Raw genomic sequence first — 16,146 nt, forward strand, 5'->3', positions numbered from 1 at the left:
TTCAAGCTTCTGCTGTTTGGTTAAAGTCACTTTCATAGGTAGGAATCATGATCCTGTTTCTACGTAAAATCAAGCATCTTCAATGATCACGGGTATAGGTATTGCCTCGCAAGACACGTTAGTGGTCTATGACACGCAAGGCTTATTCTCTGCCGCTCGCGTGTGGTGGATGTGTAAAGTGATGGGCCATCGGGATGTATTTATTCTTGATGGCGGACTACCTGCTTGGATGGCATCAGAGGGGCTGATAGATAATACACCGCCTCAGCCGCGTGTCGAGGCAACTTACCACGCCGATTTTAAAGCGTATCGTTACATTGATGGCGACACGCTGGCCGAAAAGCTGGCCGCAATCAATGTGATTGATGCCCGTCCTGAAACACGATTTTATGCACAGGTGCCAGAGCCTCGAGAAGGTATACGAAGTGGTCATATGCCCGGTGCTATTAACCTACCTTTTAGCGAATTAACCGATCCGCGCGGTTTTGTGATCAGTTCAGACATCGCACGTAACATCGTTTTACCTCACCTCAGTGATACACGTTTGAACGTAGCAAGCTGTGGTTCAGGCGTGACGGCTTGTATCTTAGCCGCGGTGGCCGAGCACTATTTTGCTTATCCGCTTGCGGTGTATGACGGCTCTTGGACGGAGTGGGGTGGCCATCAATTTTGGCCTGTTGTCCGGGAAGATTAAAATCTATGCAAACGCGAAGGCGGTAAGTGGCAAGATTGACTTGATAGTGATCTATGTCACTATCTAGCTGATGCGCTAATGATATATCAATACATAAAGTAATATTAAGTTACACATTAGGCGGTTTTTTGCGCACAAAAACCTCTAGCGAATGGCAAAGTAGTGGAATCTTGCCATGGTTAAAGAGCAGTGAAGCTTTTTACCGATTTGAATCAAATGCGTTAACGATGACACCTAGCCACAAATAGCGGAGTGCCACTTGTCTCAAAATCTTGCCACCGTCAGCCGTCGCGCGCTATTACCCGAGCGTATTGCAAGCCTTATTGATGCACTATCTAGTGGAGTGTACGAACGCGAGCACACTATCAAAATGTGTCTATTGGCCGCACTCGCGGGTGAAAGTGTGTTTTTACTCGGCCCGCCAGGCATTGCCAAAAGCTATATTGCGAAACGTTTGATCGAGGCGTTTGATAACAGCCAATTTTTTGAATATTTAATGACGCGCTTTTCGACCCCGGAAGAAGTGTTTGGCCCGCTTTCGATTCAAGCGCTAAAAGATGAAGGCAAATACGTACGCCTAACCGACGGCTATCTACCCAATGCTGATGTGGTATTTTTGGATGAAATATGGAAAGCCGGACCTGCCATTCTTAACACTCTTTTAACCGTTGTGAATGAACGCACTTTTAAAAACGGTGAGCATGTTTATCCTGTCCCTATGCGCTTGTTGGTTACCGCGTCCAATGAACTGCCTGATCCCGATAGTGGCCTTGATGCGCTCTATGATCGCATGTTACTCCGCGTTTTCGTCAATCGTATCCAAGAGAAGAAAAACTTCAAACTGATGCTTACCGAGCCCAGCCAGGACGAAGTGGCGGTGGCCGATAAGTTGAAAATTAGCCATCAAGAATATCAGGATTGGCAGACCATTATTCCCACCTTGGGTCTGCCGGATGCGATATTCGAAAAACTCTACACACTAAAACAGCGGGTAGAAAATGCCGGCAGTGAACAATCACAATTCGACCCAAGTGAACTTTATGTGTCCGATCGCCGGTGGAAAAAGGCGGTGCGTTTGCTAAAAGCGGCCGCTTTTTTCAATGGTCGTGATGAAGTCGCCCCACTGGACTTATTGTTACTGGAAGACTGCCTATGGCATAGCCCAGAATCGCGTGATGTGGTGAAAACCGTGATGCAGGCATTTGCCAAAGAAGTTCTGTTCGATCAACAAGAAGTGCTTGCCTTGCTCGATGACGTCAAAGTGGCGTTAGAAGATATTGAGCAAGACACAGCTGAAGCGCTGACCTATCGACAAGACACGGCCAACGCTGGGCTCACGCGCAAAGCGATGATTGACTTGAGCCAGTCGCCTCGCTTCACGGTCAACCAAAGTCGAGATTTGGTTCGTTTTGTTCTACTTCGAGCCAACCCATCGGTTTCAGAGCAAGAAAAAGGTGACAGTCGTTGGGTGTATCTTGATGCGGCTGACATTGAGAAAAAGTTGAAAACAGGCAGTACAGACTTGTATGGCTATGTGAATAAAAATAATCACCTGTGCCGGCTCACTTTGGAGTGGGATGCGCAGCACGCCTTAGTCATCAAAGACATTGCTAATCGGCCGGTGCCTATGGCCCTGGTGGGCGTGAACGATCCGAGCGAGGAACAGCTGACCACATGGACACAACAAACAGATCATGCGCTTGAACAATTGCAGCATGCGCAGTTTTTAATTCGTCGCGCGCGCAGTCAGCTCAATGCTGGGTTGCCCCATTTATTTGCGCAACCGGATCTGCTTGAAACCGCGTCAGCGAGTTTGGTCGACGTCGAACATGAGGTCAAAACGCAGATTAATAACCTAGAGCGCCAAGTTAATCGTTTAGCGCGCTTAGGTGAGTTCTTCTCAGGAGCCAGTGATGCTGAGCGCTGAGAGCCTGAACATGGGGTTGATGCTCGCCGAGTCTGGGTTACTGGATGCGGCGATGACAGAGTTGATGTCTCATCCCCAGTTACTTGTGTTGACAGAACGAAGCCCAGCGATTAAGCGAGCAGTAAAAAAACAGCTTCACCGCTGGCGGGGGCAAACAAAGCGCAAACTGGTTCAACAAGGGTTGTCAGCCTCTCTGAAGCAAGAAATTCAATACTACGAGCAGGCCACCGAAAAAACCGCGCGCGCGTTTGAAAAAGACATTGATACTTTACTAAGCCACTTAAAATCTGTTTCTTCTTTCTATCCGCAGGCAGAAAGGCTCGCAGCCCATCAAGCTCAACATGCTGATCCTATGTTTCAGTCGTACTTTTGCAACAAATGGCACGCGCATTTAAAAGCGGAAATACAAAAAAACCAGTCCGACAGTGTTGAAGCACAAAAACAAAAATTACTCGACGATCTCTATCGCCGTATCTCGACCTATCAAAAAATGAATGGCGTGGATCAATCGGGTGATATCAGCAAAGTGGGGCGGCTATGGGATATGGCGGCCAGCTCGCTTTCCCAGCAAGACGTCACCTTACTTAAACGGTTTATTACTTTTTTAGAGAAGAACCCAGAGCTTCAGGCGATTGCCGAACAGTTAGGGCGAATGGCAAACCATGTTGATGCGCAAGGGCCCAGCGAGCAGCCGACGGAAACGCTAAAAACCGTGCCGGAAAAGCAAGTTGATGTCCCTGATGACATCACCGGCATCTGCCAAAGTGATCGTGTTGACCGTCTCTTACCCAATGAGGCGGTATTGCTGGCTGATCCTGCGCTCGAGGTTGTTTTTTATAAACAGCTTGTCGATAAACAACTGCTAAATTATCAAATGACGGGCCAAGCCCATCGCCGGAAAAAAGTAGAGACGTATGCCCCCAGTCAATCCAAGCCAGAGCAAAAAAAGGGACCCTTTATCATAGCCGTCGATGCCTCAGGCTCGATGAGTGGTTTTCCAGAGCAATGCGCTAAAGCGCTAGCGTATGTATTAATGCGGATTGCCGCGACCGAGCATCGTGATTGCTATGTCATGCTCTTTTCCACTGACCATATCAGCTACGAGTTAACCGGTGAGCGCGGTCTGCAAGAGGCAATGAGCTTTCTTTCGTATCGCTTCCACGGCGGGACAGATATGGCACCTGTGATCGAAAAAGCGCTTAATCTGATGGCCGGTGAACGCTATCAAAACGCCGATCTAGTGGTGGTGTCGGACTTTATTGCTCCTAAGCAGTCCGAGACGATGATCGAAAAGATTGATGCATTGAAGTTAAAGCAAAACCGTTTCCATGCGGTAAGCTTATCCAAATATGGCAACCCTGAATTAATGGCCATGTTCGATCACTGTTGGCGTTACCAGCCCTCATTAGGAGGACGCCTGATTAATCAGTGGTGGCCGAGCAAAAATAAGTCATAGAAAATAGATGACTAGGCGCTTATATAACAGCAAGCGCCGTAGCAAGTTAACCGAGCAGCAAGCTGTCGTCGGCGAGGGTTTCGCCGCGCACTTTGTTGAACATGTCCAAAAGGTGTGGCACGTCCATATTTTTGCGCTCATCACCATGGACATCTAGCACAATGTTACCTTGGTGTAGCATTACGGTTCGATCACCGCACGCCAGTGCGTCTTTCATCGAGTGTGTGACCATCATGGCGGTGAGGTTAAACTCATTGACGATGGTTTTGGTTAAATCAATCACGAACGCGGCCATGCGTGGATCCAAAGCGGCGGTGTGTTCATCGAGCAATAAAAGCTTGCTGTCTGACAGGGTGGCCATCACCAAACTTACGGCCTGACGCTGACCTCCAGACAGCAGACCAATGCTATCCCCTAGTCTATCTTCCAAACCTAACCCCAGAATCGCAATGCGCTCTTGGAATAATTGACGACGTTTACTCCCAAGCGCACGTGACCAACCGCGCCCTTTACCTCGCCGATAAGCCAGCGCCAAGTTTTCTTCGATGGTTAACGACGCGCAGGTACCCGCAAGTGGATCTTGAAATACGCGTGCGGCAAGGGTGGCGCGCTGATGCACAGCCTTCTTGGTCACATTAATATCGTCAATCATAACTTGGCCGCCAATCATCGGCGTTTCACCGGTGACGGCGCCCAGTAAGGTTGATTTGCCTGCGCCATTGGAACCAATGATGGTGACAAACTCGTTTTCGGGAATGGTTAAGCTTACGCCGCGCAGAGCACGGTTTTCGAGGACGGTCCCTGGATTAAACGTGACCTGAATATTGTTCAGCGAGATCATCCTGACACCTCCGTCTGTTTTGCGCGTTTGGACTTTTGATACTGTTGGCGCATTTTGGGAGCGATCAATGCCACAGCAACCAGCACCGCGGTAACCAAGTTGAGATCAGAGGCTTGAAGACCAAACATGCCACTCGATAGTGCAAAGCCGACGGCGAGGCGATATAAAATAGAACCCAGAATCACCGCCACAACGGCGACCCAGACTTTACGTCCAGGCAGTAATGTTTGTCCGAGGATCACGGCGGCGAGACCGACAACAATGGTCCCTACGCCAGAGGTCACATCGGCAAAACTATTGGTTTGCGCAAATAATGCACCGGCAAAGCCAACAAAGGCATTTGAAAGGGCGAGACCAAAATAGGTGTACATCGCCGTGCTGCCGCCTTGTGCTTGAACCATTCGCGCATTAACGCCCGTTGCGCGTAACCCCAAGCCAAAATCACTGGCTAATAAGCGGATCACGAGTAGCCCACTGATAATCACTAATACGCCCACGACTAAGGGACGCAAATAGACGGGTGCAATACCGAGTGATTCAAATGGCGTTAGGATGGTTTCCTCGCCGAGTAAGGCAATATTGGGTCGCCCCATAATACGAATGTTCACCGAAAATGCGGCAATCATGGTCAAAATACTGGCGAGCAAGTTGAGGATGCCGCACTTTACCGTGAGAAAAGCAGTGACTAATCCGGTGATGCCGCCAGCCAAAATCGCCATTGCGGTCGCAAACCATGGGTTGTAACCCGCCACGATCATAGTAGCGGCAACGGCGGCGCCCATCGGGAAACTGCCGTCAACCGTTAAATCGGGAAAATCGAGTACACGAAAAGTGAGATAGACACCCAGTGCAACCAAGCCATAAACTAGGCCGACTTCTAGGGTGCCGAAAAACGCAATTGCCGTCATTTACTACTCCTAGATTGAGCCTGACTACTCTACGATTCGTGAGGCGCGATCCAAGATAGAAGCTGGCACGTCGATCCCCAATTTGTCTGCAGCCGAACGGTTCACGGCTAAGTCAGACCCTTCCGCAACTTTGGCAGGCAGAGATGAAATCGGCTCGCCGTCTAAGATGGCCGCAACATAGTCCGCTGTTTGCACCCCGACGGAGTAATAATCAAAGCCAAGTGCAACGACCGCGCCATTGGGGATATAGGACGTCGATCCACCTAGGACAGGGGTATCTGCTGAGTTTGCAGCGGCCACTAAACCATCAATCGCACTGGCAACAGTATTGTCTGTTGGCGCATAGATAATATCGGATTGGGTGGCAACAACTTGCGCAGCAGATTGCACATCTGCGCTTTTCAATGCCGTGCCTTCGATCACTTTTATCCCGTGCTCTGCTGCCGCGTCTTTTAACAGATCAACCAATGTCACTGCGTTCGCTTCACCGGGGTTATAAACCACTCCAATCGTCGACAGGTTGGGAAGCAGCTCTTTGGCCAGCCCCACATGCTGGGCAACAGGAGAAAGATCAGATAAGCCGGTGACGTTACCCGTTGGCGCAGCCATATCTTTCACTAATTTGGCGCCGATAGGATCTGTTACCGCCGTAAAAATGACGGGTACGTCGCGTGTTGCAGCCGCGAGCGCTTGCGCTGATGGTGTCGCGATACCGACTAAGACGTCAGGTTGTTCTCCAACATATTGACGCGCAATCTGCACCGCAATTGCTGGATTACCTTGCGCAGTTTGATATTTAAACGACAAGTTGTCACCTTGGATATATCCTTTCTTCTCCAAGCCATCAAGCAGACCGTTGCGGGTCGCGTCAAGAGCGGGGTGCTCAACGATTTGGGATACGGCGACGCGAGCGGTCTCGGCAAATGCGAATGGTGCATGCCCCAGTGATAGGACCGCTGCACATATAACGGCAGCAATTTTCAGTGTTTTCATGGTGACTCCCTTCTTGTTACTCACACATCCTTGCGCAACCGCGGCGATGCAGTTGCGATGTTGTCTATTTGTTATTGTTAGTCGAACAGCGTGCGATGGCACATTTCGTACACTTTTTTTAAACCTAGTCGATTTTTGCCAGAGATAACAGCGAACATCGACTAGTAAATTGATATTATTAATCTTGACAGTAGAGAATGTCACTTCTTTTTTGTGATTTCATCATGGTTATCAATAGACGTTATCGCCATATTTGTTAATATTATGTTCGTTTTTGTTCTGTGGTGACCTAAGACGACAAAATAAACAATTATCGTTCGGAGTGAATGCCACAGAGCGCGCTGTTTGTTATATCAAAAATAAGGAAATAAAATTTGGAGGCTCAAGGATGAAGCGTTTGGTTGCGGCGTTGGCGGTAGTGTCGCCAACGGCTTTTGCCGCTACAACAGGCGAAGGACTGGATCTCACCCAGTCATGGGTAGGGTATGTGTCTTTGGCAATCTTTGCGGTTGCTTACAGCCTAGTCATGTTGGAAGAAAAGCTCCACTTAAGAAAATCAAAGCCTGTATTGTTAGCCGCGGGGCTGATTTGGTTACTGATCGGGTTTGCATATTCACAATGGGGAAATATGGCACCGGCGCATGCCGCGCTTGAGCACAACTTGCTGGAGTACGCAGAGTTGTTGCTTTTCTTGCTGGTGGCAATGACCTATATCTCGGCGATGGAAGAGAGGCGCCTGTTCGATGGATTAAAGGCATGGATCTTAAGTAAAGGCTATGACCTAAGAACCTTGTTTTGGATTACTGGGGTACTTTCTTTCTTCATCTCGCCGATTGCTGATAACCTCACAACCGCACTGCTGATGTGTACCATTGTGTTGAAAATTGGGGGCGACAATCCACGTTTTGTAAACCTCGCGTGTATCAATATTGTGGTTGCAGCGAACGCCGGCGGAGCGTTTAGTCCCTTTGGTGATATCACCACCTTAATGGTTTGGCAGGCGGGCAAGGTTACTTTCACCGAGTTTGGTGCTTTGTTTATTCCATCTGTTGTGAACTACGTGATCCCAGCTTTTATCATGTCACGCTTTATTCCACGCACTCAGCCGGACGTGATGCAAGAATATGTCGAGTTAAAGCGTGGCGCTCGACGAATTATGGTTCTGTTTTTGCTCACGATTGCAACGGCAGTTGCCTTCCACGGCTTGATTCATTTCCCGCCGGTCATGGGCATGATGATGGGCCTCGCGTATTTGCAGTTCTTTGGTTTTTACCTGCGCCGAACGTTACCACGTTCTTTGGCGCGGAAACGGGCGATTGCTGAAGCCAAAAATGATGAAGCCGCGCTGAGTCGTCTCGGTTCAGTGGTCCCGTTTGATGTCTTTCGCCGTATTTCCCATGCAGAGTGGGACACACTGCTGTTCTTTTATGGTGTCGTGATGTGCGTGGGTGGCTTGAGTTTGATTGGTTATCTGTCGCTGGTGTCGAATGTGATGTATTTAGAATGGGATCCGATCTGGGCCAATACACTTGTCGGTGTGCTATCGGCGGTGGTGGACAACATTCCTGTTATGTTTGCGGTATTAACCATGAGCCCTGAGATGTCACACGGTAACTGGCTGTTAGTTACGTTAACAGCGGGTGTGGGGGGGAGCTTGTTGTCTCTTGGCTCTGCGGCCGGTGTCGCGCTGATGGGGCAAGCGCACGGTAAATATACCTTCTTTGGCCACCTAAAATGGGCGCCGGTGATCATGTTGGGCTATATCGCAGCGATTGGTGTGCATTTAGTGCTCAATAGCCACTATTTCCATATTCAATAAGCCCGCGTTCTGTTGTAGAAAAACCTCGTTGTAAGCAAAAAACGCCGGTCTTAAACGACCGGCGTTTTTATCGTCGATAGCATGGATGATTGAATGGCCCATACTACGCCGTCAATACAGGGACGCCGTTAATACAGGTACCAGGCCATCAACACAGGGTTAAACCACCATCGTGGGGCAATGTGCCCGCCCTGCCACACGGTGAGACACACTGCCAAGAAACATCCCGTCTTTATCGGAGTGCGTGCCATGTGCGCCCATGACAATCAAATCCACTTCTTTGCTTTTCGCAAACTTGATAATGGTTTTGGAAGGACGCCCGCCTTTGACAAACCCGCGCACACCTTCGCCGCCATTTTCAAGTGCGTGTTGCTTGGCTTGCTCGACAATGTTGCGGGCGTATTCGCTTAAGGTTTGATCTGGGATTTGTAATCGATCGGGGCGAACCATCGACAATGACGCCTCGAACAAGCTGTGATGTTTAAACACACACAATAAGTAGAGCTCAGCATGGGTGAGTTGCTGCAGTTCAATCGCTTTATCTAACGCATTTAATGCAGAATATGAGCCATCGACGGCTACCAGTATTCGTTTAAACATCAATGACTCCTGTTGTTTAGTTACCCAAACGCGATATCACGTAGGAATAACGCAATCTGCGGGAACATCACCAACAGCGCGGCTGATAGAAGCAGCATCGCGATAAAAGGCCCCGTTCCGCGGATAACTTCCCAATAGGGTTTTTTGAAAATGGCAATGGCCGTGAAAATATCACAACCAAATGGCGGAGTGGCTGAGCCAATCGCGACTTGCAAGGTGATCACAATCCCAACATGGACAGGATCAAGACTAGTCGCTTCTATCGCAGGTGCAAATATGGGCGTTAATACCAAAATCACTACAATCGGATCAACGAACATACAAGCAACGAAAAAGGCGATAGAGATAGATGCCAAGACACCCATCGGCCCCATTTGGCTGATCCCCACGGCCTCGAGAATGGTCTGCGGAATTTGCGCGAATGAAATAATCCAAGAAAATCCATTACCGACGCCGACAAGAATAAAGACCACCGCGGTGATTAAGCCCGTTGACCGTGCAATGATAAACACGTCTTTACGGCTCAATGATCGGAATACGCCAAACTCAAGAATCATAGCATAAAGCACACATACGGCCGCTGCTTCGGTTGGACTAAAGACGCCGCCATAAATACCCCCAACAATGATGAGTGGGAACATCAGTGGCCATAATGCTTTGCGCGTCGCCGTGAGACGTTCGCTCCAACTGGCTTTGGGTTCCGTTGGTACTTTATTGACAGTGGCGTAATACAAACAGTAAAGCGAGAAGAAGGTGAGGATCATTAGGCCTGGACCTATCCCGGCGATAAAGAGTTCAGCAATCGATGTTTCCGAGATCACGCCATAAATAATCATGCCGATACTGGGTGGGATCAAAAAGGCGATATCACTGGCATTGATGATTAAGGCAAGCGAAAACGAATCACTGTAGCCTGCTCGAAGCAATTTAGGGCGTAGGGCTGAGCCTACTGCGACAACAGTGGCTTGGGTAGAACCTGATACCGCACCAAATAAGGTACAAGAGGTCGCGGTGCTGATCGCTAAGCCACCACGAATATGGCCGATAAAGGTCATGACCATATCAATTAAGCGATTCGCTGATTGCCCCCGAGTCATAATATCAGCAGCAAGAATAAACATGGGCACAGCAATTAACGAGGCGGGCCGAATGCCGCCTAACACTTGCTGAATAAAGGTATCCATTTGACCGACACCGCCAAACATCATGTAAAAACCGGTTAAGGCGGCAGCCGTAAGTGGGATCATCATCGGAAAGCCGAGCACGAGCAAGACAATCATGATGAGCATTAAAGTCATGGCCATAGTGGTTGGTGCCTATTTAAACTTCACTTTCAGTCTCAGCGTAACCGTCAAGCACGCCAGCGGAGAGATAAACATCGGGTGATGTGAGATTTTTATAAACGGTGAGTCCGTATTGAATACCGGTGATAGCAAACCCAAGCGGCACCCAAATATAGATCCACCAAATTTCAAAGCCGAGGGCAGGTAAAATACGACCACGATCATAGACAGAGGCAATGTATTGATAAGAAAAATAGGCCAATACCAGCATGATCAGGCCGGTCACGAGCGCGATCGTAGTCATTAGAATTTTTCTGCCTGTGAATGGCAAGGTGTCATAAAGGGCAGACATCCGTATATGGCGGCCATGACGAGCGGCATAACCGATCCCTGCAAAGGTGATCAATATAATTAAAATGCGATTAATTTCGCCTGAAAAAAATAATCCTTGTCCAAAGCCAAAGCGTGCAATGACGTTGACACAGGTATTTAGGGCCATTAAGAGCACACCGGCAGCCAACATAAAGGATTCGATTTTACAAATCAGGGTATCCAGTTTGCCAAGGAGGCCAGGTAGCTCGGAGTGATACTTGAGAGAGTCGGAATCGGTCATTGCGTATTCCTCAAATAAACAGGCACCGCGTGGGGCGGTGCCTGTACGACTGACAACTAGTTAGTAACGGCTTCCAAGTCTTTCTTAAACTGGTTAAGAAGTGCTTTACCGCTTTCACCGGTCATTTCATAGAAGGTTTCTTCCACTTGTGGTGCACGTGCTTTAAATTTCTCGATCTGTGCATCGGTCAAGCGTGTCACGGTCACCTCGTCACTTGCCGACTGAATTTTATCGAGCGATTTCTCTGCAAGACCACGGATGTGTTGAACCGTTTCGTTAAACGCATAATCAGCGGCATCACGGATCATTGCTTGATCATCAGAAGACAAACCATCAAAGAACTCTTTGTTCGCCATTGATGCAGTGGTGAACCAACCATGGTGTGTGAAGATTAAATTAGGTGATACTTCGTACAAACCGCCTGATTCAATCCAGAAAATCGGGTTTTCTTGGCCTTGAATCATGTTGGTTTGTAGCGCGCCGTATACCTCACCCCACGGTAATGGCGTTGGCGTTGCACCAAACGCTTCGTAGGTAGATGACAGCAGTGGATTAGTCATCACACGAATTTTCTTCCCTTCCAGGTCTGCAGGTTCGGTGACAGGCTCGTCTGCCGTCATCACCATTTCACCCTCTGGATACATCTTGAGCAGTTCTAGGCCTTGCTCTTCGTACAGCTCAGGGAAGTTTTCATTGACCGCTTTACTCTGGCGGAAGAACTCTACCACAGTGTCCATTTCCGTTGGCATCAGATAAGGGATAAAGAAGATTTGTGCTTCAGGGATTAACGAACCAGTAAAGCCGGGTGATTGGTTAACAAATTGCAAGATGCCCGCTTGGGTTTGCTCCATGATATCGTCAGACTCGCCGAGCTCGCCAAAGCGATAAATTTGCAATGAATGTTCTGAGTTATCTTCAATGTACTCCTTAAATTTGTGTGCATAGACGTCCTGCACGTCACCTTCGTACTCCTCGTGGGCATAACGCCAAGTGTCGGCATTGGCCATGGCTGAGAAGCCTAATGCGGCGGCAACGCATGAAATTGCAGTCAATTGCTTAAGGTGGCTATAAATGGACATCATGTCCCTCCGATATGTGGATTAGCTTTCAATCGTGGTGAACGAGAGTGTGATTAAGATCCTTTTCTCAGTGAGTGAGGTGGCAGTTCTCGCCTCTCTCTCCTATACCCGTAAAAGCATCTGCCAATGTTTTTACACAAATAACAGACAATACAAACAGCTTAACCATCAGAGGTATAATTATTAAAGTCAGATGAATATCAACGTGTCAGCAGTGTGATACAGATCTCTTTTTTATGCTTTTTATGACGATAAACGCTGCTTTCTCTAATGTGTTTTTTCCACCAAAATGCGATCAAATCAGCGTTTTAAGGGGTGTTAGTGCGATAGCGATAGATAGCAATCAAAAGCAGTCGGGAATGACGAAATTGGATAGAGCTGGCATTAAAAAGGCCGGGGGAGGGAGTTTTTTTCTAGTTTATGTTTCCACCTCTAATGAATATGTGCTGATTTTTGTGCTAATCCTCATCTTCGCCGATATCATTGCCTGGGTTCCCTCCGTGTAAGTCGGCTCTGGTCGCCTTACAATTTTTGTTATCCAGCGGAAGAAATCCGATATACTAAGCGGCTTTAATTTTACGAGACGTCCTGATGGCCAAAAAAGCAGCAGCCCTTCATATATTGGTGAAAGACAAATCGCAAGCAACTTCTTTGCTAGACCAGCTTAGAAAAGGTGCAAACTTCCAAACGCTCGCGAAGAAGTACTCGCAATGCCCCTCGGGTAAGCGAGGCGGTGATCTAGGCGAATTTCGTCGCGGTGACATGGCACCACCTTTTGATAAAGCCGTATTCAGTGGTGAGTTATTGCGTCCGCTTGGGCCGATAAAAACCAAATTCGGCTGGCACATTATCAAAGTCTTGTATCGCAACTAATCCTATCGCTCACGATCTATGGATAGCATCGGCGCGAAGACGCTGAAACTGTCATAAAGATTAACCGCCAGAAATTGAAGCCGCGCACATTGATTGCCGGTAAACGGCCACGGATTAAGTGGTAAAGTTAAAGCACGCCCTAATTAACGTATCTCTGATGTTCAAACTTGATGCTCCGACACTGCTCATTACTCTGACTGCAATCCAATGGCTGCTAGCGGGTTTTCTATTGGTACAAAACCGCAAAGAACCAGGGATTAACGGATGGGCACTCTCGCTTTTTATTCATGGCTTTAGCAACCTATTCTTGTTTACCCGTCCTCACCTTCACCCTTATTTAGGGATCGTTTTTTACAATGCCTGTGTGATGGTGTCATTTTCGTTCAGCCACTGGGCGTTGGGGCAAATTTTTGCGCGCGACGTACCGCGTTGGCAGTTGGTGCTACCTGTTATTCTGTCTGTTGTATCGATGTCGTCATACCTTGATGACATCGGGAGTCGTGTGGTTTACGCGAGTTTGATCGTCAGTATGCAGTTAGGGCTGATGACACACACCATCGTGAGTAGTACGAACATAGGGGGCCAGCGTTTAAAGCGTTGGCTCATCATGGTGATGGGTGGATTCAGTGTTGCCTATGTAGGCAGGGCGACATTTGCACATCTCTATCCTGATCTATTTACGCAACTACTGGGCACCTCGCTATTACAAGCAGGGCTGATTTTGTCGGGCATCGCCTATAGCGTGATCAATACCCTGATTATCTTTCTTTATAAGCTGGAGCGCGTGCACGAGAAACTCCACCGCGAAGCGACCCGAGACAGTTTAACGGGACTGTTAAATCGCCGTGCTTTTCTGACTAAAGCAAAAAAGCGCGTGGATGACAGCGCGTTTCCCATTAGTGTGCTGATGATTGATCTGGACGATTTTAAAGCGATTAATGACTCATTCGGCCACTCGGTGGGAGACAAAGTACTGATGCACTGCGCAGATGTTTTCGAGCAAGTGATTGATGAGCAAGGTGTGGTTGGCGTTTGGGGGGAGAGGAGTTCGCGGTCGTGCTGCCTTACTGTGACAGTGCTAGAGCGCAGCAGCTGTCTGATGAATTACTGCAAACGATTCGAAGTAATCGTTTGGCGCTTGAGATAGCCCTTTCGGCGAGCATAGGCGTCACCACCACCGATGAGGCGCTTGATATTGATAGCTTGTTGGCGCAAGCCGATGATGCGCTTTATCGTGCCAAGTATGAAGGTAAAAACACCTATAAAGTCTATAATTCCACGGTTTATCGTTTGGCAAATGTCGGTTGCGAACCGGCTTGAAGAACCATCCAATTTCTCTCCTCACTGCGATGACATCCGTATATAGACTAACGAGGGTTGCTTAATCCTTAGCTAAACACTGACTACGCCTCGCTTATCATCCTCATAGATGCGGCCAAAGGAGGAGGGCGGCGTGTGTATAGCGTTTATAATTTTGACTATTGAATTCGCCCATCAACAACAGGGTCACGGTCGATGCCTAAACGTGATGAAAAGACAGATATGAGCGGCTTACAAGGCACCCACTCAACGGGAGCCAATGTTATCTTGCATGCTTTTGATTGGAAGTACGCAGATATTGCCCAACGCGCGGCAGAGATCAGCGCGTTAGGATATGGCTCGGTGCTGGTGTCCCCTCCGATGAAAAGCGAGCAAGATGAACGCTGGTGGCTAAGGTACCAGCCGCAAGATTATCGTGTAATTGAAAATGCGCTCGGAAACACCACGGACTTTAAAGCGATGGTTGCAGCGTTAAACCGTGTTGGTGTGTTTACGTACGTCGATGTGGTTTTCAATCATATGGCCAATGAGGCGCATGCCCGCACTGACTTGAATTATCCAAGCCAAACTGTGATGGCAACCTATCAAACCCATGAAGAACGCTATCGCGAACTGACATTATTTGGCGACTTATCTCAGCCACTGTTTGCTGAGCAGGACTTCGTCGATGCGTTTGGCATACAAGATTGGAAAGACACCTGGCAAGTACAAAACGGGCGCATTAGTGGCGGGCCTAGCGATCCGGGGTTACCGACACTGCGGGTGTGTGATCATGTGATCGCGCAGCAACGTGCCTATCTTAAGGCGTTAAAAGCAATTGGTGTCAAAGGGTTTCGGATTGATGCGGCCAAGCACATGACCTTAGAGCACCTCAAACGCGTGTGGACCGATGATATTACCCATGATGCGCATATTTTTGGCGAAATCATCACAGACGGTGGCGCAAGCAAAGAAGAGTATGAACTCTTTCTGGCTCCCTATTTACAAGAAACATGTTTAGGTGCCTACGACTTTCCGCTGTTCTCAACGCTTTATCAGGCTTTTTCCAACGCAGGCAGCCTCAAATCTTTGATTGACCCTTACTGCTTTGGCCAAGCGTTATCACGAGGGCGTGCAATTACTTTTGCCATTACCCATGACATTCCCAACAATGATGTTTTCTTGGATTTGGTGATGGACGAAGCGAGCGAGTGGTTGGCTTATGCATATATCTTGGGGCGCGATGGTGGCGTGCCACTGATTTATACCGATCTTGATACCAGTGGTATCAAAGGGGGAGACGGCCAACCACGCTGGCAAAATGCGTGGAAAGATCCAAAGATGGTGCAAATGATCGCCTTCCATAATTTGACCCATGGTGAGCCAATGCGTGTCTTGGAAGCGACCGATGATCGGTTGGTGATAAAGCGGGGCGACGCTGGGATATTGGTGTTAAATAAATCCCTGGAGCCGCAATCACTCTCAGTGACGCTGGAAAATGATTGGCGCGATATGCTAACGGGCGTCACGGTCTCGAGCGAGCAGGGCATTGATGTCGCCGCCCAATCGGCAATGATGCTCGTGCCGGCGTAATGCTGTTGCGAGCGGCCATTCTTTACGTCTACGAAGTGTGTCGATGATTTAACCCCACACGGCTAAAACACGGTAATTTGCCGTTTAAAGCTAAAAACAATGATGTTTGTACCCCGGACGCATTAGAATGAGAGTCATTTTACGAACGATAAAAAGAACATTGTTTAT

At 48.4% G+C, this 16,146-nt stretch carries 13 protein-coding genes and 1 pseudogene; 7 read left to right on the top strand and 7 right to left on the bottom strand.

Annotation, left to right across the window (positions count from 1 at the left end; genetic code table 11):
- Positions 1–82 precede the first annotated feature (82 nt).
- From BZJ21_RS11420 to viaA, 3 genes are all read left to right on the top strand, one after another.
- Positions 83–694: a sulfurtransferase gene (locus BZJ21_RS11420; RefSeq protein ID WP_077669839.1), complete on the top strand. Its 612-nt coding sequence runs from the start codon at positions 83–85 to the stop codon at positions 692–694.
- A gap of 259 nt (positions 695–953) precedes the next feature.
- Positions 954–2,621 (top strand): ATPase RavA domain-containing protein, encoded by a 1,668-nt coding sequence (locus tag BZJ21_RS11425; protein ID WP_077669840.1) that lies wholly within the window; start codon positions 954–956, stop codon positions 2,619–2,621.
- Positions 2,608–4,077: an ATPase RavA stimulator ViaA gene (gene viaA / locus BZJ21_RS11430; RefSeq protein WP_077669841.1), complete on the top strand. Its 1,470-nt coding sequence runs from the start codon at positions 2,608–2,610 to the stop codon at positions 4,075–4,077. Before BZJ21_RS11425 ends, viaA begins: the two co-directional genes overlap by 14 nt.
- Positions 4,078–4,123: 46 nt before the next feature.
- On the opposite strand, the gene BZJ21_RS11435 is transcribed toward viaA, so the two are convergent.
- The 3 genes from BZJ21_RS11435 to BZJ21_RS11445 are packed head-to-tail and all read right to left on the bottom strand — an operon-like array spanning position 4,124 to position 6,819.
- Positions 4,124–4,918, bottom strand: a complete 795-nt coding sequence (locus BZJ21_RS11435; RefSeq protein ID WP_077669842.1) for an ABC transporter ATP-binding protein — start codon at positions 4,916–4,918, stop codon at positions 4,124–4,126.
- On the bottom strand, positions 4,915–5,826 hold the full coding sequence (locus tag BZJ21_RS11440) for an ABC transporter permease (protein ID WP_077669843.1): 912 nt from the start codon (positions 5,824–5,826) through the stop codon (positions 4,915–4,917). The genes BZJ21_RS11435 and BZJ21_RS11440 overlap by 4 nt, the downstream gene beginning before the upstream one ends.
- A 24-nt stretch (positions 5,827–5,850) precedes the next feature.
- Positions 5,851–6,819, bottom strand: coding sequence for an ABC transporter substrate binding protein (locus tag BZJ21_RS11445; RefSeq protein ID WP_077669844.1), 969 nt, complete (start codon positions 6,817–6,819; stop codon positions 5,851–5,853).
- A 388-nt stretch (positions 6,820–7,207) separates the two neighbouring features.
- Between BZJ21_RS11445 and nhaD the strand changes: the two genes are divergently transcribed.
- Complete coding sequence (gene nhaD, locus BZJ21_RS11450) at positions 7,208–8,638, top strand: sodium:proton antiporter NhaD (protein ID WP_021024507.1); 1,431 nt, start codon at positions 7,208–7,210, stop codon at positions 8,636–8,638.
- Positions 8,639–8,797: 159 nt separating this feature from the next.
- Here nhaD and BZJ21_RS11455 read toward each other — a convergent pair whose 3' ends face one another.
- The 4 genes from BZJ21_RS11455 to BZJ21_RS11470 are packed head-to-tail and all read right to left on the bottom strand — an operon-like array spanning position 8,798 to position 12,216.
- Positions 8,798–9,238, bottom strand: a complete 441-nt coding sequence (locus tag BZJ21_RS11455; RefSeq protein ID WP_077461402.1) for a universal stress protein — start codon at positions 9,236–9,238, stop codon at positions 8,798–8,800.
- A 20-nt stretch (positions 9,239–9,258) separates the two neighbouring features.
- Entirely contained in the window at positions 9,259–10,542 is a 1,284-nt protein-coding gene (locus tag BZJ21_RS11460) for a TRAP transporter large permease (protein WP_077461401.1), read from the bottom strand.
- A gap of 16 nt (positions 10,543–10,558) precedes the next feature.
- Positions 10,559–11,134 (bottom strand): TRAP transporter small permease, encoded by a 576-nt coding sequence (locus BZJ21_RS11465; protein ID WP_021024504.1) that lies wholly within the window; start codon positions 11,132–11,134, stop codon positions 10,559–10,561.
- Positions 11,135–11,190: 56 nt separating this feature from the next.
- Entirely contained in the window at positions 11,191–12,216 is a 1,026-nt protein-coding gene (locus BZJ21_RS11470) for a TRAP transporter substrate-binding protein (protein WP_198532339.1), read from the bottom strand.
- A 588-nt stretch (positions 12,217–12,804) separates the two neighbouring features.
- Here BZJ21_RS11470 and ppiC point away from each other — a divergent pair.
- From ppiC to BZJ21_RS11495, 3 genes and pseudogenes are all read left to right on the top strand, one after another.
- Positions 12,805–13,086, top strand: coding sequence for a peptidylprolyl isomerase PpiC (gene ppiC, locus BZJ21_RS11480; RefSeq protein ID WP_021024501.1), 282 nt, complete (start codon positions 12,805–12,807; stop codon positions 13,084–13,086).
- A gap of 613 nt (positions 13,087–13,699) precedes the next feature.
- A pseudogene (locus BZJ21_RS16680) lies at positions 13,700–14,406 on the top strand (GGDEF domain-containing protein).
- 222 nt (positions 14,407–14,628) lie between these two features.
- Complete coding sequence (locus BZJ21_RS11495; RefSeq protein WP_077669859.1) at positions 14,629–15,978, top strand: alpha-amylase family protein; 1,350 nt, start codon at positions 14,629–14,631, stop codon at positions 15,976–15,978.
- Positions 15,979–16,146: the final 168 nt, after the last annotated feature.

The sequence above is a fragment of the Salinivibrio costicola subsp. alcaliphilus genome, from assembly GCF_001996185.1.
Lineage (GTDB): Bacteria > Pseudomonadota > Gammaproteobacteria > Enterobacterales > Vibrionaceae > Salinivibrio > Salinivibrio costicola.